This is a genomic window from Endozoicomonas sp. NE40 (assembly GCF_040549045.1).
Lineage (GTDB): Bacteria > Pseudomonadota > Gammaproteobacteria > Pseudomonadales > Endozoicomonadaceae > Endozoicomonas_A > Endozoicomonas_A lisbonensis.
Genome location: NZ_JBEWTB010000002.1, coordinates 4372547 through 4393769, shown reverse-complemented (window position 1 = coordinate 4393769; position 21223 = coordinate 4372547). Strand labels below are relative to the sequence as shown.

At 50.1% G+C, this 21223-nt stretch carries 14 protein-coding genes and 1 pseudogene; 7 read left to right on the top strand and 8 right to left on the bottom strand.

All coding sequences use genetic code 11. The annotated features are described in order from the left end of the window. Nucleotides 1-854: 854 nt before the first annotated feature. The 3 genes from V5J35_RS20910 to V5J35_RS20900 all read left to right on the top strand — a co-directional run bounded on the left by V5J35_RS20910 (nucleotide 855) and on the right by V5J35_RS20900 (nucleotide 3272). On the top strand, nucleotides 855-1316 hold the full coding sequence (locus V5J35_RS20910) for a hypothetical protein (protein ID WP_354008994.1): 462 nt from the start codon (nucleotides 855-857) through the stop codon (nucleotides 1314-1316). A gap of 278 nt (nucleotides 1317-1594) precedes the next feature. Continuing rightward, nucleotides 1595-2992, top strand: coding sequence for a homeobox domain-containing protein (locus V5J35_RS20905; RefSeq protein ID WP_354008993.1), 1398 nt, complete (start codon nucleotides 1595-1597; stop codon nucleotides 2990-2992). 4 nt (nucleotides 2993-2996) lie between these two features. Beyond that, nucleotides 2997-3272, top strand: coding sequence for an ion transporter (locus V5J35_RS20900; RefSeq protein ID WP_354008992.1), 276 nt, complete (start codon nucleotides 2997-2999; stop codon nucleotides 3270-3272). On the opposite strand, the gene V5J35_RS20895 is transcribed toward V5J35_RS20900, so the two are convergent. Genes V5J35_RS20895 through V5J35_RS20885 form a run of 3 tightly spaced genes read right to left on the bottom strand, consistent with a single transcriptional unit; the run spans nucleotide 3267 to nucleotide 6408 of the window. Beyond that, nucleotides 3267-4487, bottom strand: a complete 1221-nt coding sequence (locus V5J35_RS20895; RefSeq protein ID WP_419095768.1) for a quaternary amine ABC transporter ATP-binding protein — start codon at nucleotides 4485-4487, stop codon at nucleotides 3267-3269. The two genes, V5J35_RS20900 and V5J35_RS20895, sit on opposite strands and share 6 nt — an antisense overlap. Continuing rightward, nucleotides 4477-5376, bottom strand: coding sequence for an ABC transporter permease (locus tag V5J35_RS20890; RefSeq protein WP_354008990.1), 900 nt, complete (start codon nucleotides 5374-5376; stop codon nucleotides 4477-4479). The genes V5J35_RS20895 and V5J35_RS20890 overlap by 11 nt, the downstream gene beginning before the upstream one ends. A gap of 18 nt (nucleotides 5377-5394) precedes the next feature. Next, a complete protein-coding gene (locus V5J35_RS20885) occupies nucleotides 5395-6408 on the bottom strand; it encodes an ABC transporter substrate-binding protein (RefSeq protein ID WP_354008989.1) in 1014 nt (337 codons plus the stop codon). Between the two features lies 1 nt (nucleotide 6409). On the opposite strand from V5J35_RS20885, the gene V5J35_RS20880 reads away from it, so the two are divergent. The 3 genes from V5J35_RS20880 (at nucleotide 6410) to V5J35_RS20870 (ending at nucleotide 9826) form a co-directional block, all read left to right on the top strand. Next, a complete protein-coding gene (locus V5J35_RS20880) occupies nucleotides 6410-6670 on the top strand; it encodes a hypothetical protein (RefSeq protein ID WP_354008988.1) in 261 nt (86 codons plus the stop codon). A 3-nt stretch (nucleotides 6671-6673) separates the two neighbouring features. Next, the gene (locus V5J35_RS20875) at nucleotides 6674-8650 is read left to right on the top strand and encodes a BCCT family transporter (protein ID WP_354008987.1); all 1977 of its coding nucleotides are present in this window, start codon (nucleotides 6674-6676) and stop codon (nucleotides 8648-8650) included. Nucleotides 8651-9040: 390 nt separating this feature from the next. Continuing rightward, nucleotides 9041-9826 carry a siderophore-interacting protein gene (locus V5J35_RS20870; RefSeq protein ID WP_354008986.1) on the top strand — a complete coding sequence of 262 codons (786 nt, stop codon included), beginning with the start codon at nucleotides 9041-9043 and terminating at the stop codon, nucleotides 9824-9826. Nucleotides 9827-9922: 96 nt separating this feature from the next. Here V5J35_RS20870 and sthA read toward each other — a convergent pair. From sthA to V5J35_RS20845, 5 genes and pseudogenes are all read right to left on the bottom strand, one after another. Then, nucleotides 9923-11318, bottom strand: a pseudogene (gene sthA / locus V5J35_RS20865) (Si-specific NAD(P)(+) transhydrogenase). Nucleotides 11319-11440: 122 nt separating this feature from the next. Next, complete coding sequence (gene nqrM, locus V5J35_RS20860) at nucleotides 11441-11683, bottom strand: (Na+)-NQR maturation NqrM (RefSeq protein WP_354008984.1); 243 nt, start codon at nucleotides 11681-11683, stop codon at nucleotides 11441-11443. A 73-nt stretch (nucleotides 11684-11756) separates the two neighbouring features. Then, the gene (locus V5J35_RS20855; protein WP_354008983.1) at nucleotides 11757-12890 is read right to left on the bottom strand and encodes an FAD:protein FMN transferase; all 1134 of its coding nucleotides are present in this window, start codon (nucleotides 12888-12890) and stop codon (nucleotides 11757-11759) included. A 108-nt stretch (nucleotides 12891-12998) separates the two neighbouring features. Continuing rightward, on the bottom strand, nucleotides 12999-16316 hold the full coding sequence (locus V5J35_RS20850) for a hybrid sensor histidine kinase/response regulator (RefSeq protein WP_354016490.1): 3318 nt from the start codon (nucleotides 16314-16316) through the stop codon (nucleotides 12999-13001). After that, nucleotides 16270-18942, bottom strand: a complete 2673-nt coding sequence (locus V5J35_RS20845) for a transporter substrate-binding domain-containing protein (protein WP_354016489.1) — start codon at nucleotides 18940-18942, stop codon at nucleotides 16270-16272. Before V5J35_RS20845 ends, V5J35_RS20850 begins: the two co-directional genes overlap by 47 nt. A gap of 281 nt (nucleotides 18943-19223) precedes the next feature. On the opposite strand from V5J35_RS20845, the gene V5J35_RS20840 reads away from it, so the two are divergent. Continuing rightward, complete coding sequence (locus tag V5J35_RS20840) at nucleotides 19224-21194, top strand: hypothetical protein (RefSeq protein ID WP_354008981.1); 1971 nt, start codon at nucleotides 19224-19226, stop codon at nucleotides 21192-21194. The last annotated feature ends 29 nt before the right edge of the window (nucleotides 21195-21223 follow it).

Genomic DNA, 21223 nt, shown 5'->3' with positions numbered 1-21223 from the left:
TCGCAATAATTAGCTATTCTATTGCGCTGATTTTCTGGGCGGTTATTCTGCGTTGGTGATCGTCGCCATAGCTACGGCTATGACTCCTCACACCGCCTTGCCTAACCGCCCAGAAAGTCATGCTCATAACGAAGCTAATTATTTTGATTGGTATTAGTCAGCTGTGTAATAGTCACTAAAATGGCTATTTTAAAAATACGATGACCAACCACAACAACAATCGTTTACTCATGCAACAAAACAGCTGGCAATCCCGCTTCTATACCATACGCTCCAACAAGGTGTTTGAGCTTCTGGTCATTTCCATCATCATCTTTTCCGCTCTGGTGACCGGTGCAAAAACCTACGAGATTCAGGAGGATGTCTCGTGTCTTAGGGCTGACATCATCGGTCCATATCCTCACGACTTTTGGGTCTCAGAACACTGAAAAATCCCCGTTTCGACCCTATTGGTTAAAACGAGACAACAGGTGATGACCTATGCTGTCAGACGCTATTGCCACAGATTCATGGGGTATGAAAACATGGTGCGTAATAAAATATGCAGTGCGTTTATTTTTATGTGTTGCTTCGTCCCGTTTCCCGGCCTTTTTGCTGTGGATTCCATTTTGGGTACAACGGTTGATCAATTTAATTTTTACACTCAACCCAGGGGCGATGCCAGGGTTCATGAACTGGACCGGAGGTTAACCTTTATACTGGATAACTATATTCCCGGTGGGCCTCAGCGTGTCACGGCATACAATCAAAGAGGGCAAGAGAGTTTTGACTTGCCCGAGTCGCTCGCAGATTCATTTCCCAACTTGCCTGACAGTTATAGAAACTATTACGGTGATTCTGAAAACAGTTACAGAATGGCTGCCTTGCTACTGCTGGTTTATTACGCCCGATTTTTCCGCGTCGAGCCAAATACCTTCGCCATACGATCCGGCTTAGTCGACACCGGAGCAATGTTTAACTTCACATCAAGAGCCTTGTCCTTTGATTTTCAGGTTGACATTCAACTCGGCAGTGGCAGAAACGCGGCTTCAGTGGCTGTTTATAATGCTAAAAAAGGGGGGAAAAAATTTGGAAAAAACTATTTCGTGAAACTGGCAACCTACGCACCTCCGCATGCAAGCAAAAAAAAATACCCAATGAACTCCGCAACCTGCAGACCTCACTACAAAGCCCCCCCTTCACGCGACGATGACGATGACGATAACGATAGCAGGAAAGAGCCTTCATGCTGCGGTTGTTCTTTTCCGGGAGTACTGCTGAAACATCTTAGAAATCCTCTCACCACTCCTGATGAACGCTCAGGACTTATTCAGTAAAGGCACCCCGGCCTGCCCAAAATACTGTCGTTTAAAAATGCTGTCATATTTTTGTGGCTATAGCCAAAGCAGGATTATTGACAATGATGGACGAACCATAATTTCTTGCCTTTGGCAAAATCAATGCGACAAACATCTTACCCCACCTTGAAATCTGCAATATCAAGGTGCCTGAATATGGATAATGCCTTTGTCTGCGTGAGTAGAAATTATATGGTCGGTCAGATTATTTCTTTTGTACCAGATAAAAACTCAAAAAGAGTCGATCTATACTATTTTTGTTATTTCTTACAGGCTGGTTACGAACGGGAACTGTCTTCGCAGCCGATGATAAGGACTCCTTTCAGGCAGATGTATTCCTCACCAAAAGGTTTAAAGCATTTAAGCCCGTCAGTAGTCCGAAAAAGGAGAATCGACCATTAAGTACTCAACCATATGAAACGGCTAAGCGTCCTTTTGATGTACATGTGTGCGGTGCAGTCACAATTCAGGAGTTGGCTATGGCTCGAATATTTGCCCTGACGTTATTTCTTCTGTTAACGCTCAGGTGCTGGGGGCAAACAGAATACCCTGTCACCATGGGTGGTATGTATACCTTCAGTTTTTTGGATTTATTGATCCTGATCTACAAACCGTTTACCAAACCCCAGGGGGTTGGTATTGGTACTATCCGATTAAATGACAGCCCACTCTGGGAAAACTCTTCTTTGAAAATGGTTCAGAAAGAAAAGGAAGTATTCTTGAATTCGTGGTGGCTCCATTCCAGCAAACCCTGTGGGTACAAAAACTGCCAGCCTTCGATTGAAGTGCCTTCAGAGAACGAGCCTGAATCTGAACTGGTTGAAGGTGCGCCAGACGAGAATCTACACAAAAGTAGGGCTATTACGTTTTTCTCTCTGAAACAGGTCGGTAAATTTCAATGTTCCCTGTCTGATAAACCTGACCGAATTAACTTTATTTTTTCCGGTAGTCGCAAAAGTAGCATTAAGAGTAGCGCCCCTTATTACGATTTATACGGAATGGGTCAACTGCCGATGGACATGTATCACTTATGCTCTTTTTACCGGATTCAACCGGTGAGAATAGTCCAAGTATGGATGTTTCGTCACGATAGTGGTTCTGGTCACAATAGAGACTCTGGTCAAGATCAGGCGAATCCCGGAAATCCATTCGCTGTTTATACCGAGGTTGATCCACAAAACGTTCCTTCTGCGAATCCAGAACCATTCTCTCCTGATAACATTCCACCGGGTGTGCTGTCTCTTGCAGTAGGGGCTGTTGCGCTGGGGGAGGATGGGTTCGGGGAACTACTGAGGATATCAAATAGCCAGCAAGAACTGATGGGACGAAGGAGAAACAGGCTGACGTCAAGTGATGTGAGAGATAATCAGGATCGCCGTGTGGACGTGGCATTACAGGGATTGATGACTTTAACAGGCGTTACTCCCGTCCAGCACGACATACTCGAAAGAGAGTTTCTGGCAAATGCTGAGCCCTCTGAAGACACTATTCAATTATTAAGTCTGGCAACAGGTTTGGACCAGGAAAAGATTAAACTCTGGTTTATGGAACGTAACAAGTTAGCGAGTGAGCTAGAAAAAAAGTACCTCCTGTATCAACTACCCGGGATACAACAAAAGGTCGACGAGATTGTGGAGTACACCGAACAACAATAGAGCAATGCTATCACTTTTTAATAAGATCGATGTGATGTATGAAACCATGAAAGTCTACCCCCTCAGCTGGGCATACTTCCTGAGTTTCATATTTTTTACGGCCTTTGCCTTCCTGAATATGATCATAGGCATAGTGGTCAATGTACTGGAAGAAGAACGCCAGAAAGACCGCAAAAAAGCCCGGGAAGAGAGGGGCGAACCCACCTTAATGGAGTTACAGAAGCAACTGGTCGAAATCAAACAGCTGCTGCATAAACAAAAAAACGATGGTCAGCTATGAATCAGTTTTTTGGTCTGTCTCTTGATTAGTTTCACTGAACACCTCAACCAGAGACTCCCGGCCTAACTGCCCCTGCAGATCACCATGTTTGTCGACAACCGGCAGGTGATGGTCTGCTTCCAGCGTGTCTGGCAGCGCTTCTTCAATCAGCATATCAGGCGCAATGGTTGGCCAGTCCTCAAACAAGTCTGGCATCAGCTTGCCGTCTGCATTTTTTCTGGCAGCCTGCTCCAGGGTTTCCTGCAACAGCCCTCCCTGATAGCCTTCTTCCGTCACATAATACCCATAATCCTCGGGCAGCTTTTTCATCTGCTCAAGGGCTTCACCAATGGTTCGGGCGGTAATACGGGCAATGGGTGGGTTCATCACGGTTTCAACCGTCAGGGCGCGCGCCCGGTTCACGTCCCGAACAAAGGCTTCCACATATTCCGTTGCAGGCTCAAGCAATATGGTTTCCGGCTTACCAACCTGCTGGATAGCCCCATCCTTAAGAATGGCGATACGGTCGCCAAGCCTCAGGGCTTCATCGAGATCGTGGGTGATAAAGACAATGGTTTTATGCAACCGGTCCTGAAGCTCAATCAGCAGGTCCTGCATTTCACTGCGAATCAAAGGGTCAAGCGCCGAAAAAGCTTCATCCATCAGCAGAATATCGGCATCGTTACACAGGGCTCTTGCCAGCCCTACCCGCTGCTGCTGACCACCCGACAGCTGCGCCGGATAGTGTTGCTCATAGCCAGTCAGGCCAACGGTTTCCAGCCATTGCTGCGCCTGTTTCTGCCGTTGCCCTCTGCTGACACCCTGTACTTTCAGACCATAGGCAACGTTTTCCAGCGTCGTAAGATGTGGCATCAGGCCAAAGCGCTGAAACACCATGGATAAACGATGACGGCGAAACTGAACCAGTTCTTTATCAGACAGCTGTATGACATCTTTCCCCTCTATACACAGCTGACCACTGGTTGGCTCAATCAACCGGTTGAAATGCCGGATCAGGGTCGACTTGCCAGAGCCGGACAACCCCATAATGACAAACACTTCACCGGCAAAAATCTCCAGATTAATGGCCTGCAGCGCCAGGGTATGTCCGGAATCCTGCAACAGGTGTTCTTTATCAACACCCGATTTGACCTGCTTAAGCGCCTGTTCCGGATTCTTGCCAAACACCTTGTACAGATCCCTGATTTGAATCAGTGGCTCAGCCTTATTGATCAAGCTGCTGTCCTCCATACTGCTGCGAGCGCTTTGCCCAGGACTGGGAAACCCGGTCAAAAATAATAGCCAGGGCGACAATCGCCAGCCCGTTTAATAAACCAAGGGTAAAGTACTGGTTAGTAATCGCTTTCAGTACCGGCTGCCCCAGACCTTTGACACCGATCATGGAAGCAATAACCACCATGGCCAGTGCCATCATAATGGTCTGGTTTATGCCTGCCATAATGGTTGGCATGGACAGGGGTAACTGCACCCCCACCAGACGCTGCCAGGCGGTTGCGCCAAAAGACCGGGACGCTTCCAGCACTTCGCGGTCAACCAGACGAATGCCAAGGTTTGTCAGTCGAATCACAGGCGGAATAGCATAAATGATGACGGCGATCAGTCCGGGGATCTTGCCGATACCCAGCAACATCACCACAGGAATCAGGTAAACAAAGGCTGGCATCGTCTGCATAACATCCAGCAGCGGCGTCACGATTTTCTGCATTCTGTCCGACAGCGCCATGGCAATACCCACCGGTATTCCCAGCACAATCGCCAGCAGGGTACACACCGTTATCATGCTTAACGTGCGCATGGTGTCCTGCCACATGCCAAAATAGCCAATCAGCAGCAGAACAGCAGTCACCGCCGTCGTGAGTTTGACTGACCGGCTGGCGAGATAAACAATTCCGGCAATAACACCCAGCACCAGCCACCAGGGCGACCCCGTGAGTAACTGTTCAAACCAGACGAGAAAATCCAGCAATGGGTCAAACAGGGCTTCTATCGAGTCTCCGTACTCTCTGGAAAAATCACGGTACAACCCGTCCAGTGTCTTACGAATAGACAACAACTGTTCACGATCCATCTGCGGGAAGCGACTCCACCAGGAATAGTCAGCCATCGTACGCTTCTCCGCAGTTTATAAACGTTTTAGAGCCTGAACGACCTGCTCAGCCCGGGCATCCGTCAGCCAGGCCTGCCACACGTCCTGATGTTCCCTGAGAAAGTATTCCATGGCCATTTCACCATCAGCCTGACTGTCTTCCATCCAGGCCAGCAGCTGGTTCATCTGCTGGTTGGTAAAGGAGCGCCTGCCAAGGTAAGCCATCGCTTCGGGGGACTGTTCTGCAAACGAGGCAGTCACCAGCGTATTGACCGGTGATGGTGGGTACATGGTCACTTTCGGGCTCAGGCAGTCAGCCTGCGTCGTACAGTTCAGAAATTCTTCAACATCAGGCTTCACCCCAAAATCGACTTTAACCATTTTATATTTACCCAGCACGGCGGTCGGCGCCCAGTAGTAACCAAACCAGGGCTCCTGTCGTTCATAGGCACGGGCAATAGAGCCGGACAGTGCAGCACCGGAACCGGGGTCAACCAGATCAAAACCCGCCTGTTCCAGCTTCAGGGCTTTAAACAGGTTGCCCGCAGAAATCTGGCAGTTCCAACCTGCCGGGCAACCATAAAAAGCAGACTTGTCGGAATATTCGGGATGGCTGAACAGTTCCGTGTGTTTAAGGACTCCCTCAATGCTGTTCAACTCCGGGTATTGCCTGACCAGATATTCAGGTACCCAGAAACCTTCTTCACCGCCTTCAGACAACGTTTTCCCCGCCACCATCAGGCGCTGCTCCCTGATGCCCTTGTCAATCGCCTCTTTCATGGAGTTGCTCCAGAATTCAGGCGCAATATCCGGCTCACCTTTTTCAATCATGGATGCCCCGGTGGGCATGGTGTCGCCGGGAACCAGCTCCGCTTTGCAGTTAAAAGCATGATTCAGCACAAACTGATCGATATGGGCAATCAACGTTGCGGAATTCCAGTTCATATCCGCCAGCGTCACCTTACCGCACCGGTCTTTATCGGAAGCAGCTGAGAGTTGGGCAAATACAGACAGGGAAAGGGAGAGGCCGGCAAGGTAGGCAAATTTCATAATGGAACCAGATGTGCTTTTTTATTTTTTTAGACAATCTGGCTACCAATTTACCCATCAAATAGATTTTATTCAAACAATTGCTACTCCCACTGTAAAAACAACAGACATTTTTTGTCAGAAAAAAGAGCGCAAGGAAATATATAGTTTGACCTTTAATGATTTGACCTATAACATTTCGGCCCCTCCACTGCGGATAGATAATAATACCTACACCACTCTGTCCATTGGCTACTTACTCCCTTCATCAGGCAAATCCTGAATTATGCAAAACGCCTCATCATCAAAACCCATACAACACACATTAAATCCGCCCGTCTTTTTTGGCTCAGCCGCATTGATATTTGTGCTGGTTGTTTACGCAGTCACTTTTCCCACCCATGCCGGCGAACTGTTTTCCCAGATACAAGCCAGTATCAGCAATAACGTCAGCTGGTTCTATGTTCTGGTGGTTGCCCTGATCCTGCTTTGTGTCACCTTCCTCGGTATTTCCCGTTATGGCGAAATCAAACTGGGACCGGACCATGCTGAACCCGATTTCAGTTTTGGTTCCTGGTTTGCCATGCTGTTTTCTGCCGGCATGGGTATTGGCCTGATGTTCTTCGGGGTATCCGAACCCGTTATTCATTTCATCAACCCACCGGTCGGCGATGCGGGTTCACTGGAAACCGCCAAGCAGGCAATGAACCTGACGTTCTTTCACTGGGGTCTGCACGCCTGGGCCATTTATGCCATTGTTGCCCTGATACTGGCATTTTTTGGCTACCGCCACGAACTGCCTCTGACCATGCGTTCCGCGCTTTATCCGATCATTGGCGACAAAATTTATGGGCCAATCGGTGATGCCATCGATATTTTTGCCATTCTGGGTACAGTATTCGGCGTTGCCACCTCGCTGGGACTGGGTGTTATGCAGGTAAACTCCGGTCTGAATTACCTGTTTGACCTGCCCGTCAGCCCGACAGTGCAGGTCGTCCTCATCATCTCCATTACTGCGCTCGCCACTCTCTCTGTAGCCACTGGCCTTGAAAAAGGCATTCGTCTCCTTTCAGAGGCTAACCTGCTGCTGGCACTGACTCTGGTTGTTCTGATTATCACCCTGGGGCCAACGGTACTGCTACTGCAAATGTTTGTGCAGAACACCGGTGGTTACCTGTCCGGTATCGTCGATAAAACCTTTAACCTCTACGCTTATGAAGGCAATGACTGGATTGGTGGCTGGACGCTGTTCTACTGGGCATTCTGGCTGTCCTGGTCCCCTTTTGTCGGTATGTTTATTGCGCGTATTTCCAAAGGCCGGACCATTCGTGAATTTGTGACCGGTGTCCTGTTTGTCCCAACCGGGCTGACCTTTTTGTGGATGACAGTTTTCGGTAATACCGCTATCCACGCCATTATGAATGATACCGCCGGACAGCTGGCCACCGTCGTTCAGGAAGATGCCTCCCTGGCACTGTTTACTTTTCTGGAAATGTTCCCATTCTCTGAAGTACTGTCGTTTATCGGTATTCTGATGGTGGTCATTTTCTTTGTCACTTCGTCCGACTCCAGCGCCATGGTGATTGATATTCTGGCGTCCAACGGTAACGACCATCCCCCCATGTGGCAAAGGGTTTTCTGGTCTGTCCTGATCGGTGCCGTGGCGATGGCACTGATGCTGGCCGGCGGACTCCAGGCTCTGCAGGCAGCAACCATTGCCAGCGCTCTGCCATTCTCCATGATTCTGATGATGGCTACCTACGGACTGCTCAGGGCTCTGGCGATTGATGCAGCGAAAAAAGAGAGTCTGAGCCAGACCAACCTGGCTCCTGTTATGTCACAGAAATCTGTATCGTGGCAGACTCGCATTAACAACCTGGTGCATTTCCCACGCCGGGCTCACGTTAACCGCTTCAATGAAAATGTTGTTATTCCTGCCATGGAAGCCGTTGCCGGAGAGCTGACCAGCCAGGGCATCAACACATCCGTTGAACTGGCTCAGGAAACCAGCGCCCCGACACTGAATATCCTGCATGGTGAGGAAACTGATTTCAGTTATCAGGTATTACCAAGAGCTTACCTGCAACCCAGCTTTGTTCTGGATGAAGAAGACGAGGAAGAACGCAAGTATTTCCGTGCAGAAGTGTTCCTCAGGGAAGGCGGGCAGGATTATGACATTATGGGCTGGAGTAAAGAGCAGGTTATTGCTGATATCGTCAGCCAGTATGAAAAACACCTGCACTTCCTGCATATGGTGCGATAAAACCACTTCTTGTTGTGAGACAGGGTCATTCCTGCGAGTTCATATAGATTCGCTTGGCTCTGTCTCGTAACCACTGGTAATTTCACGCAGATTAACCGAAACCTGCTGATACAGGGCATTCGCCCGGGCTGTGGGTTTCACTCCTCTTTGCTGCCCCCGTCATGCTGCCTGCTTCCATAACAGAACAAAAAACCGTCAACCGGTTTAAATCAATAGCTGGGATAGCCATAGACACTTCCGGTTCAGACATTCAAGATATTAGAATTTTATATATCTCACTTCAATCTGGCGAGAATATTTTGAACACTGCCCTTTAGTAAAACAAGAGAGAATGATTCTCATTAGCGCAAATGCATGCTAAAGTCGTCCTCATTAGACAACAGGTGCAATATGGCAAAAAGCAATTACCGAAAGATTAACGTTATCTCATCTGAACAAATCACCGAAAATATGCAAAGAGTCGTATTTAATGGTGATGATCTGGGGGACTTTCCTCATGATTGTGCCAGTGGTTATATCAAGATTCTTTTTTCTCCCGATGGTAAAGCCCTGACTGAGAAAACCCAGGTTGAAGCATTATCACCCGCCAGACCGTTGATGCGAACGTACAGCATTCGAGCCTTCCATCCTGAACAGCAGGCAATGACAGTGGATTTTGTCCTGCACAAAGACAGTGATGGCCCCGCTTCAAAATGGGCGCAATCCTCTAAGTCTGGCGACAGCCTTGTCATCGGCGGCCCCGGGCCGGTAAAGCTAGTGAACAATGAGGCAGACTGGTTCTTTATTGTGGGTGATATGACTGCCTTGCCCGCCCTGAGCTGCAATCTTGAGCAACTGCCGGACAGTGCGAAAGGCTATGCATTTATTGAGGTCATGAGCGAGCTTGATATCCAGGATCTCAAGGCACCGGCCGGTGTCAGCATCAGCTGGATTATCAATCAAGGCCTTAAGTACCCTGAACGGTTGCTGAAGGCTGTTTATGAAGCACAATGGCTGGCTGGCAAACCTTATATCTGGTGTGCCTGTGAATTTAATGCCATGCGCGCGCTGAGAATGTATTTTAAAAACGACCGCAAGATTGAAAGTCAGAATATGTATATCAGCAGCTACTGGAAATCCGGCAACACGGAAGACCAGCATAAAGTGGCAAAACGCGAAGATACCAGACAAGCATAAACAAAAACATACGTTTTTCGTCACCCCGGTGATGAAAAACGTGTTGCCACAACAATCAATCCTCTGCTTCTCCAGTCCGTCACTGAAATCCTGTCATCAAAACAGCCGGTTAATACCATCCAGTGCCGCTACCCGGTAAGCTTCTGCCATAGTCGGATAGTTAAAGGTCGTATTCAGGAAGTAACGAATGGAGTTGGCTTTACCTTTCTGTGCCATCACAGCCTGACCGATATGAACGATCTCCGACGCCTGGTCACCAAAACAGTGGATACCTAACACCTCCTCTGTTTCCCGGTGAAAGAGAATTTTCAGCATACCTACTTTTTCTCCGGTAATCTGCGCCCGGGCAAGGCGGGAAAACAGCGCCTTACCTACTTCATAGGGAATCGCAGCAGCCGTCAGCTCTTCTTCCGTTGCACCCAGCGAACTGATTTCCGGAATCGTATAAATGCCAGTGGGTACTTCATTCACATAACGCCATTTCCGGGAACTGCCAGCATTACCGGCAGCAGAACGCCCCTGATCATAAGCGGCACTGGCCAGACTGGGCCAGCCAATTACGTCACCGGCAGCAGAAATATGCGATATATTGGTTCGGTACTCCTGATCAACCTCAAGCTGCCCGCGACTATCAGACTTCAAGCCTATCAGTTCCAGCCCCATATTCTGGGTATTACCGGTTCTGCCATTGGCCCAGAGCAGCAGGTCGGCCTTAAGCTTCTTGCCACTCTTCAGATGCATCACTACACCGTCGTCCAGCGGTTCCACCTTCAGGTATTCTTCATTGTGGCGGATGATAACGTTCATCTTGCGTAGCTGATAACCCAGGGCATCAGAGATTTCAGTATCAAGGAAAGACAACAGCCGGTCACGGGTATCCACCAGATCAACCAGCACTCCAAGCCCTGAAAAAATAGACGCGTATTCAGAACCAATGACTCCGGCACCGTAAATAATCATACGACGAGGTGGTGTTTGTCAGTTCCAGAATGGTGTCACTGTCAAAGATTCGGGAATGGCTGAAATCAACATCGGCAGGACGATAAGGGCGGGAACCGGTGGCAATAATAATGTTGGCTGCATGCAGCTTTTCAATATTGCCCCCCTTTTCAATCACTTCAATGGTGTGTTCATCCACAAAGGTTCCCCGGCCAAAGTACAGGTCAATACGATTGCGGGAATAGTACATGGTGCGGGACTGAACCTGCTTCTGTATAACTTTTTCAGCACTTTTCAGCACCTTGGGAAAACTGAACCAGCGGGGATCACCGATCTCACGAAACAATGGATTGGTGTTAAAGTCCATAATCTGCTTGACCGCGTGACGCAAAGCCTTGGATGGAATGGTCCCAAGATGGGTACAGCTGCCACCGACAAACGGACTCTGCTCCACAACTGCAACCTTCTTTCCCAACTTGACCGCATTCATGGCGGCACCCTCTCCGGCGGGACCCGATCCCAGGATCACCAGGTCGTAGTTGCTCACTCCCATCCTTTATACCCCTTGAGATTGCCGTTTTATCGTTATTTTAAATTCACGTATCTGATAATACGCTTTTTTATTATGCATACCCTGTCATTGGGCGGGCAGTGAGCCCACTACCCGCTCAACCGTCAGGCTTTTTTGTGCGCCGTAGCGTCGTAGAACAGTTCATCCATATCTACCTCCTCAAAGGCATCACGGAACGCTTTCTCTTTCTTGTCGCCACCACCACAGATGACGCAGCCATCTTTCAGCCCCAGTGTGCTGAGACCGCCACAGGAACCCTTGATGGGCTTGTTGGAAAAAATAACACCGACCGCCATCATGGCAATCAGCGCCAGAAAAACACAGAATGTGACCAGCATTGTCGTCATAGCCAGTACCTCCTAACTTGAGACAGAAGGCAGTTACCTGCCTTCATCATAATTTATCCAGTTATGTTTTACGTCAGTCTTGCAAATAAGGTTTAAACGCCTCACTGCTCACTGATTCAAACCCGCCATCCTCTGAATGATAGGTAAAGTAAGCGGCAATCCCTTCGCGATTTGCAAGCTCCAGACCTTTTTTATCCCCCAGCACCATAAACAGGGTAGCCAGCGCATCACCGTCTGCCGCCGTGTCTGCGATCACCGCCACTTCGGCCAGGCGGCTGACTTCCGGACGGCCAGTATGGGGGTTAATCATGTGGGAGAACTTCTGGCCATCAATCTCAAAAAAGTTCAGGTAGTCGCCAGAGGTCGCCAGAGCCCGGTCACCAATAGTCACCACCAGCGCTGGCATGCCGCCCGCCGTCATCGCAGGGCCGCGAATACCCAGACGCCAGGCGTCACCGTCCGGCTTACGACCACTGACCAGCACCTCGCCACCGATTTCAACCATATAGTTATTGATACCGCGGTCCTTAAGAGTCTGGCCTACCCTATCTACCCCATAACCCTTGGCAATGGAGCTGAGATCCACAAACAGGTCTTTCTCGCGTGTCATGGTGTCACGAGCAGTATCAACGATCAGATACTGATACCCGACACGATCCAGTGCCGCATTAATGGATTCATCACTGGGAACTTCTGTCGGATAGTTTGCCAGCATCCAGAGTATCGGATCAACACTCTCATCCTGACCAGCGCCACCCTGATCAGCAGGCATCTTTTTGTCAGCCTGACCACTGTCTTTTTCAGAAGGGCCAAAGCCCCAGAGGTTAACCAGCGGCCCCACCGTCACATCGTAAGCGCCGTCTGAGATTCTGGAGAAATACAGACTGCGATGAACCAGGTCGACCAGTTCATCTGATGCTTGGAACGGTTTGCCAACCGGCGCGCGGTTGAACTGCATCAGTTCAGAGTCAGGGCGATAGGTCGACATTTTGTCGTTAATAGCCTCCAGCGTCCGGTCTACATCGGCCTGAACGGCTTTCACCGGATCAGAAAACAGTGTCGCAGCATAGGAAACACTGTAAGTGGTTCCCATGGTATGCCCCTGAAAGTGCTTGAGTCTTGGGCGGGTACCCATGACATAGAATGCCGCTATCAGCAGGACAATGCCCAGTAGCAGCGATCGTTTATAAGATCTGGTTAACAACATCTCACCTCTGCGTTTACATCCCGCTTTATCCGGTGGCGCAGTGTAACATCGCAATGCAAGAACCGTCATCCGTACAGTTAACAGCGTTTCCGTCCACCATTTTTCCACTCATAAGGTCAGCTCTTCCTGCAACTCGTCCAGCACCTGCCCTGCTTCATCAAAGTCATAATTCTCAACCCGCCTGCACAGTTCATCCAGCTGGTCCTGCTTCACCATGCCTGACAGCCCGCGCACCAGTTCAGGCAGAGAGTCTGCAGCATCCGCATCACCTTCCTGCAACAGAGTCTGCATATGGCTTAACAGGAACGACAGACGTTCGGTTTCCACCATGCCTTCGCCATAGCTGTAAGGCGTTGGTTCAGCCTCTGCCCTGAAGGCTTTCAGTCCACTCATCACCTCGGTAAACCGGTCACGCAGAGTTTCCAGCAGAGCATCGGAAGGTCGCTGCTCTGAGCTGCGCAGCTCAGCCTCAACAGCACCCGCTGCTTTATGGAGATCCTTAGCCCCAAGACTTCCCGCAGCCCCTTTCAGTCCATGGGTCAGGAAACGAGCCCCTTTCCAGTCCTGCAGTTCCAGACAGCTCTCCAGTTCCTGCCAGTCGGTATGCTGATCCTGATAAAAATTCCTTAGCAGGCGATCATACAGTTTGCGATTGCCCATCACCCGGGCCAGCCCCTCTTCTTCATCAATACCAGGCAATCCCGCTTTTTCGCCCTTTGCATCAGAATCCGCAGCGTCTGGTTCAGACCGCTCCGGTTCCACATCAATGACAACATTTTCTGTTCTGGCTGCCTGCTGCAGCCACATCTCCAGCTTACTGCTCAACTCTTTGGGGTCGAGCGGCTTGGCAATATGGTCATTCATACCCACCTGCAAACAGCGCTCCCGGTCTCCGGTCATGGCGTGAGCCGTCATGGCAACAATCGGCAGTTCGCTCCTGCCGGGCAGTCGACGTATGATCCGGGTCGCCTGATAGCCATCCATTTCCGGCATCTGAATATCCATAAACACCAGATCATATTGATGCTGCTCAACGGCGTTAACCGCTTTCTGTCCGTTATCAGCCAGAGACACCTGCAGCCCGAAACCTTCCAGCAGTTCCCGGGCCACCTGCTGGTTGATATCATTGTCTTCTACCAGCAACACATGACCTCTGAATGCCTTGTCAGCGGCTTCATCCAGACCGGAATCCCTGCGGGACAACATCTGTTGACGATCCAGTGTCCGCAGCATGGTCTCCATCAGCACAGAACTGCTGACCGGCTTGATCAGGAAAGCATCCACCCGGCCGGTCGCCCTGGCCATCACTTCTTCACGCCCGTAAGCGGACACCATAATCAGTGAAGGACAAACAGGCAGATTCATATTTCGTATATGTTCTGCCAGCTCCAGGCCATCCATGTCGGGCATACGCCAGTCCAGCAGCGCCAGAGTAATCGGCTTGTTTTCCTGAAGACCGCCTCCCTGAAGATCATCTCCCTGCAGATTGTGCTCTTTCAACAGTGCCTGTGCCTGCTGACCGTTTTCAGCCACGAGCACATGACAGCCAAACACCTCAAGGTGACTGGTCAACAGCGCCCGGGCATCGTCTTTATCATCAACAACCAGAACTTTCGAACCCACCAGGGCAGAGGCGGAAGATTTGAGCGAAACGCCACGCCCCAGATCAATAGAGAACCTGAATGTGCTGCCAACATCCAGTTCGGAAGCCACAGAGATTTTGCCATTCATCATTTCCACCAGACTGCGACAGATAGCCAGACCCAGACCGGTGCCTCCAAATTTGCGGGTAGTCGATCCATCAACCTGGGAGAATGATTCAAACAGTCTGGACTGATGCTCAGGACTGATACCAATACCCGAGTCTTCTATCTCAAAGCCAAGCCGGACGTTTTCGTCATCGCCGGACTCCAGCTTAACGCGCACCTGAACACTCCCTTCCTGGGTAAACTTTACAGCATTATGGGTCAGGTTCAGCAGTATCTGCCCAAGGCGAAGCGGGTCCCCCTTCAGCAGCCTTGGCACATCCGGTGCGATGTCGTAACTCAGGTCTATGCCTTTCTCATCCGCTTTGACGATGGCGACATTATAGAGGTCCTCAAAAACATCCCCGAGATCAAAATCAATACACTCCATATTCAGCTTGCCTGCTTCAATACGGGAAAAATCGAGAATATCGTTAATGATGCCCAGCAGGGCATGGGCAGACGATTTTATCTTGCTGATGTAATCGTTCTGCTTGTTACTCATTTCGGTCTTCAGAACCAGATGGCTGAGACCAATGATGGCATTCATTGGTGTCCGGATCTCATGGCTCATATTGGCCAGGAAATTACTCTTGGCCTGGTTAGCCTGATCCGCCGCTTCCTTGGCTTTATGCAATGCTTCTTCCGCCTGCTTGCGGTCAGTAATATCCCGACCGGTCGCAAACAGAAAGCCTTCCCCTTCATACTCCATATAGTTAGCTGTCACTTCCACCGGAAATACACGACCATCCCGGGTCTTGCGCAATGTTTCATAGGTCAGTGCCTTGCGCAAGGTCAGCTGATCCCACAACCGGCTCCATGAACTGGCCGTCACCGCCGGATTGATATCCATAATGGTCATGTCCATCATTTCATCATGGCTGTAACCCAGAACCTTACATACGGATTCGTTGACATACTTGTGGGAACCATCCCGGCGGAACCAGTGGATATGGTCACCGGCATTATCCAGCGAGAAGCGCGCCATGGATAACTCCCGTTCACGAATCCGCTGCTCGGTAATGTCAATCAGCGTTCCAACGGCCCGCAGTGGCATACCCCGGCTGTCACGGAACACTACCTTGCCTTTACTGCGCACCGTGGCGTAACTGCCATCCTTGCGGCGTATGCGGTATTCACACTGAAAGCTTTCATCGGAATGGCTGAACTGGCTGTTAAAGAAGTCCAGTGTCGCCTGCTTGTCATCGACATGAATCTGACGACGCCAGGCGGTTGGTGTATTGCCCAGTTCACCCGGCTGATAACCCAGCATGGCCTGGTATCTTGGACTCAGGTAAATACGCTCATGGGTAATATCCCAGTCCCAGAGACCATCAGAGGCAGCATCCATCGCCAGTTCATAACGTTCTTCACTTTGTCTCAGTGCATCATCGGCCTGCTGCCGGGCTCGTGCTACGGCAATCAGCTCACCACCCCGGCGCAGCAATTCAATTTCATCGGCCTGAGGCAGGGTACTGCTGTCACGGTTCAGCAGACATACCCCCCCAACGTCATCACCAAACAGCACCATGGGGACATAGACAACATTCTTTATCTTCTGCGCGTCCCATATGGCTTTACAGTCATCCGGCATTCTGGAGTTATCGGTTTTATCACTGGCATACAGGATGTCATCACCCAGTAGATGCAGATAGTCTTTTATTTCGATAGCGGCTGGCATCGGCGTAGGCACCGGGGTCAAACGATGGCAGCCGGGACCAGAAGTGCTCAATGCTGGCTTTTGGGTGACTGCCCACCACCAGCAGGCAACTCTCAAACCCAAGGCTTTCACCAACGCTTTTCAGGAAAAAGTCGATGGAGTCATCCACCGAATTATCCATAAACTGTCGTGAAATATTACTGAACAGCCGATCAAGGTCGGCACGGGCTTTTAACTCTTTCTCTGCCCGTTCACGATCGGCTATTTCCAGAGTCAGACGACGATTCCAGTAAATAATCAGTATCAGGGTGACCACCACCAGCAACAGACCTATAAACAGCTCCTTGTCCGGCGCCCAGCTGATGGTACTGACACTGATCCAGCGGGATTGCAGTGCAGACCGCTCCTCGCTGGTGAAAGAGTTGACAGTTTTATCGAGAATACTGCTCAGCACTGGCCAGTCATTACGGCTGCCAGTGGTGTATTCAAAGTTATACCCGGCCTCGCCAACAATATGGATATTGGTCAGTTTTAGCCTTTCCAGCTGATAGCTGGCGGTTGCAAGGTTGAGAATGATGGCATCCAGAGAACCGGTAGAAATGCGGTTTAAACCACTGGCCGCAGAAGGTACCGGCTTGAAGTCAATCTCCGGCATACGCTCCCGGAAATATTCATAGGATGCATTGCCAGGGATATACCCAACGTCTTTTCCTTTCAGGTCAGACAGCGACCGGATTGATGTATCGGAGCTGCGAGCCAGAATAACCGTGGGTACAGTAAAGATCGGTGCCGTAAGGTCCAGGTAACGCGCCCGCTCATCGGTACGCTGAATCATTGGCAATATGTCCAGTTCCCGACGATAAGCCCGGCCCAGGATTTCGCTCAGGTTATTACTCTCCTCAATCTGGATAGTAATGCCCAGCCGTTCCTCAATCAGCCGCATGAAGTCTACCGCAATCCCCTGATAGTCCCCATTTTCATCTTTGAACGACAACGGAGGATTATTGTTATTCAGCACAGTACGCAACACATGGTGCTGGGCCAGCCAGTGTCGCTCCTCTTCCGTCAGGTTGACGGCAGCTCTTGGACGGTTGAAATAGCGGTTATCGCTATTGGGAATCCAGCTCTCTTCAATGGCACGAAACTCATCGGGAGTGATACTGTTTAAGCCTTTATTAATCAGGGTCAGCAGTTCATCCCCCCGCTCTGCCAGTACAGCGGCAGCAACGGCCTCGTTCATATTAATGTATTTGCTGGAGGACACTTCACCCACCAACCCCGAGGCACTCAGGGCTGACTCCACGACTTCAGGCTCCGCCAGAAAGACTTCAATCTCGCCACGAAACAGCAGCTCGATCAGGCGGGACACATTGTCTGCCGGAACAGTAATGGCGTCCGGAAACCAGGTATTCAGGAACTCTTCATTACTGGATTTACTGACCACACCGATCTTAAGGTTATCCAGGTCTGCCCCCGGGTCCCGCTGACCGGGCTTATTGCGGAAGTAGAGCCTTGATACCAGGCCGTAATAAGGCGTTGACATACGTAACCATTCACTGCGAGCACGGGATGGTGACAAGCTGCCATGGAAGTCGGCTTTGCCTGTGCGCAGGTCGTGGATACTCTCATCCCGCTCTCCCATACGAAAGCGTACCGGCATGCCCGTTTTTCGGGACCAAAGCCGCCAGATATCGACAAACATCCCCGCAGGGCGCCCCAGCGCATTAATAAAAGACAGTGGTGCAGTATTACTGCCAAGGGCTATCACCAGACTCTCTTCCTGGGCAGAGACACCAAACCATTTCTGCGATAGCTCCTCCCAGCTCTCCTTACTGATTTCATCCAGCCCCCGCTGAATCAGGGAGCGAAGCGCCAGACGACTCTGGTCAATGGCAGCAACCAGCCCCTGCGCCGGATACTTGGCTTCTGTGTCTATGGTAAAGTCAACATTAATTCCCCTGGCACTAAGGTAATACCTCAAAACATCGCTGTTGCCAAAAAAGACGACCAGCTCACGGTTGGAAATGCTTTTGATCATCTCATCCAGCGATGGGTATAACCTGACACTGGCTTCCGGATACTGGGATTTAACCAGATTTGCACTCACACCATCGTCGACCACACCCACTTCATAAGCCGTCAGCGTTTCCATCAGGGCTTTTTCTTCCAGGTCATTCCGGACAAAAAAAGCAGGTCGGGTTGTCAGCATTTCCTGCAGTTCCAGCTTGCTGTCCTGCACCCTGCTTTCAGGGCCAAGGCTGGCAATAAGATCGATATCACTGTCCTTTAAACGACGTATCGCCTGCTCCCGGCTCATGGGATAAAAACGCAGTGGAATACCTACCGCTTTGGACCAGGCACGCCAGACATCCAGCATAATGCCATCCGGCTCGCCTGCAGCGTTGGTAAAGCTCCAGGGAACGTCATCAGTCAGGTAAGCGACTTTCAGCGGTGAGAAATAGGTGCTGTCTTCAAGAGACTGAACGGACTGCCAGGGCAGCAGCGATAGTGTCAGGACCAGAACAGTGGACAAAGCAAATCCTTTTGACGGTTCCTGCTTTACACAGAAGACAGACAGGCGTCGCATCAGCAGCAGAGGTATCAGAGTCAATAGCAGAAAGAATTTTTTGTGTGGGGCGTAAGACATAACCGTCCAGAATGACCTTGCAGGAAAGCCGCTCTATTGTACTGTTTTTTTCTGGCAGAACCACTGCGTAATAGGCGAAATCCGCTACCACCGACCGTACAAACTCACAAGCTATACAAACAAACCTACTACCCCGACATGATCGACAGGAATCAATAGCTGTTCACTATTTTATCGACTAAGCTGATCGCGTTGTTTGCACCTCGACACTCCAAACCCATGGGTTAAGCCAGACAGTAAAGCTACAAAAAGTCTGCAAAGCCACCTAGAGGTCAGTGACTATGCACAATACTTTCATCCTTATGCAGGTATTATTCGCAAGAATTTGCAACCGCCTGCTATATCACGTCACCCCGGTTCTGATTCTGTCCCTGCTTCTGACACCGATCTCAATGGCTTTACCTCTGGGTAAAAATCCCAGTCAGACGGAGACCACTCCCGGCACGGCCTCGCCCCGCCATGACAACATTGTCTGGCCTGAAGACATCATCGTACTCGAGGAGCAGGACATGGTGCTGTACGTCACCACATCGGGTCCATCGTATCAGGAGAGTTCCAGACGTTTACAACTTACTGCCCGGACATTTACCAGAAACAGTCCACTGACCACTTTTGGTAACAATGGCGATGTGGCACTGGAGCAATTCTCGAAAGTTGATAGCGCCAGAGGTATTGCCAAAGATGGTAGTCTCTACATCGTCATCCTTGGGTCGTTAAAGGACACACCCGATAAACCGAAACTTCATATTCTCAGGTTCCGGCTGTTATCCGGTAAAATAGATACCTCTTTTGCCAGTAATGGCATGCTGAGTTTACCTGCAGAGCAATACAGCTACCTACCCGAAAAGCTTTTGATCCACAACAACAGGCTTCTGGTGACAGCGAACCTTTATTCTGAAGGAAGCCGTATTTACGCCTTTGATCTTGAGACCGGACAGCCCGATACCTCTTTCGCCGAATCCGGACAGCTAAGCCTCAGTAGCGAGAAGACTAAAGGCTACATAGGAAAATCCGTTCTGGATGGAGACAATCTGTACATCGGGGCTTCATTTCGAGATCCGAACAGTCTGGCAGAAAAAAAATACAGTAACCGCATAGCAGTTTGCAAAGTCAACCTTATCACCGGTCAGATTGAAGCACCCTTTGACTGCACCCGTGAAGCCTCCTGGCTGACCAGTCATTATGGCCACAACAACAAAATCAGGGCAATGACGCTGACCAGCAATGGCGCACTCTTGATGGGAGTGGATGAAAATACCACAGCGGTTCCCTATATAAAGAATGCAACAGTGGTTTACTCATTCGACCGCACAACCGGGGCCCTTAATCCCACATTTGGCACATCCGGAAGACGGGAAATAAACGGACAAGAAGAACGCCACATGCTGCGTTCAATTACATCTTCAGGAGAGCGCCTGCTGGTGAACATCGAGCGGCTGTCCCCCAACCAGACAGGAGAGCTGGAGTCACCATTCAGCGCTAACAAAGAGTCGACTGTTTATGCCTTGCACACACGCACCGGAAAAGATGACCACTCATTCGGCGACAATGGTCGCTTAAGTCTTACCGGAGAGGCACTCAGACAACTGACAACCCGTTATGCAATGCTCCAGCCGGATCAGAACCGTCTTCTGGTGGTAATGGATGAATCCATCGATAATCGTGAATTCAGCAAGGCGTGTAACGATATGATGGAAGTCCTTCGTAAAGGAGTAGAAAAGCTTTCATCACAACTGAACCAGCCGTTCCCCCCGGGCTACCATGTCGAGTTTGAAGCCAGTCTCAGTTTGCAGGCCAGACTGACTGACGAACACCAGATTTTTGATGCCAGATGGCTGGGACTGCCTGATTCCATTGACACCGATCTTTATAGCTATCTGGTCAAACTATGCCCTCGCCCTGAAATAACCAGGCAACTGAACGTTTTCGCCATTAATACTGAAACAGGCACACTGAAGCAGAACTTTGGCAGCTACAACGGCGAAACCATTATCAGGCCCGAACCTGGCGAGTCGCTGGTTGCGTATAAAGCTCATACCGCCAACAGCGGTGAAATGGTCCTGTTTAACCAGCTTTTCCAGGATAAGTACAACCGTACTCATCCCAGCAGTGCAGTCCTGTCGCCCAATGGTCACAGCAGCCAATACCCACTAACAAACCAGCTGTCTTCCCACGCAGACAGCCATTTAGCAGGGTACAAGATTCTCTTCGTTACACTGTTGATGAGCGCCTTACATGCCGTAGCACCCTGAGATAAGAACCGCTTTCGCCACGACTGCTA

Excerpts from the sequence above, each read along its gene's own strand:
- V5J35_RS20900 (WP_354008992.1), top strand. The coding sequence starts at position 2,997 with ATGCTATCACTTTTTAATAAGATCGATGTGATGTATGAAACCATGAAA.
- V5J35_RS20840 (WP_354008981.1), top strand. The coding sequence starts at position 19,224 with ATGCACAATACTTTCATCCTTATGCAGGTATTATTCGCAAGAATTTGC.
- V5J35_RS20850 (WP_354016490.1), bottom strand. The coding sequence starts at position 16,316 with ATGCCAGCCGCTATCGAAATAAAAGACTATCTGCATCTACTGGGTGAT.
- V5J35_RS20845 (WP_354016489.1), bottom strand. The coding sequence starts at position 18,942 with ATGTCTTACGCCCCACACAAAAAATTCTTTCTGCTATTGACTCTGATA.
- V5J35_RS20870 (WP_354008986.1), top strand. The coding sequence starts at position 9,041 with ATGGCAAAAAGCAATTACCGAAAGATTAACGTTATCTCATCTGAACAA.
- V5J35_RS20885 (WP_354008989.1), bottom strand. The coding sequence starts at position 6,408 with ATGAAATTTGCCTACCTTGCCGGCCTCTCCCTTTCCCTGTCTGTATTT.
- V5J35_RS20875 (WP_354008987.1), top strand. The coding sequence starts at position 6,674 with ATGCAAAACGCCTCATCATCAAAACCCATACAACACACATTAAATCCG.
- V5J35_RS20880 (WP_354008988.1), top strand. The coding sequence starts at position 6,410 with ATGGAACCAGATGTGCTTTTTTATTTTTTTAGACAATCTGGCTACCAA.
- nqrM (WP_354008984.1), bottom strand. The coding sequence starts at position 11,683 with ATGACGACAATGCTGGTCACATTCTGTGTTTTTCTGGCGCTGATTGCC.
- V5J35_RS20890 (WP_354008990.1), bottom strand. The coding sequence starts at position 5,376 with ATGGCTGACTATTCCTGGTGGAGTCGCTTCCCGCAGATGGATCGTGAA.
- V5J35_RS20910 (WP_354008994.1), top strand. The coding sequence starts at position 855 with ATGGCTGCCTTGCTACTGCTGGTTTATTACGCCCGATTTTTCCGCGTC.
- V5J35_RS20855 (WP_354008983.1), bottom strand. The coding sequence starts at position 12,890 with ATGTTGTTAACCAGATCTTATAAACGATCGCTGCTACTGGGCATTGTC.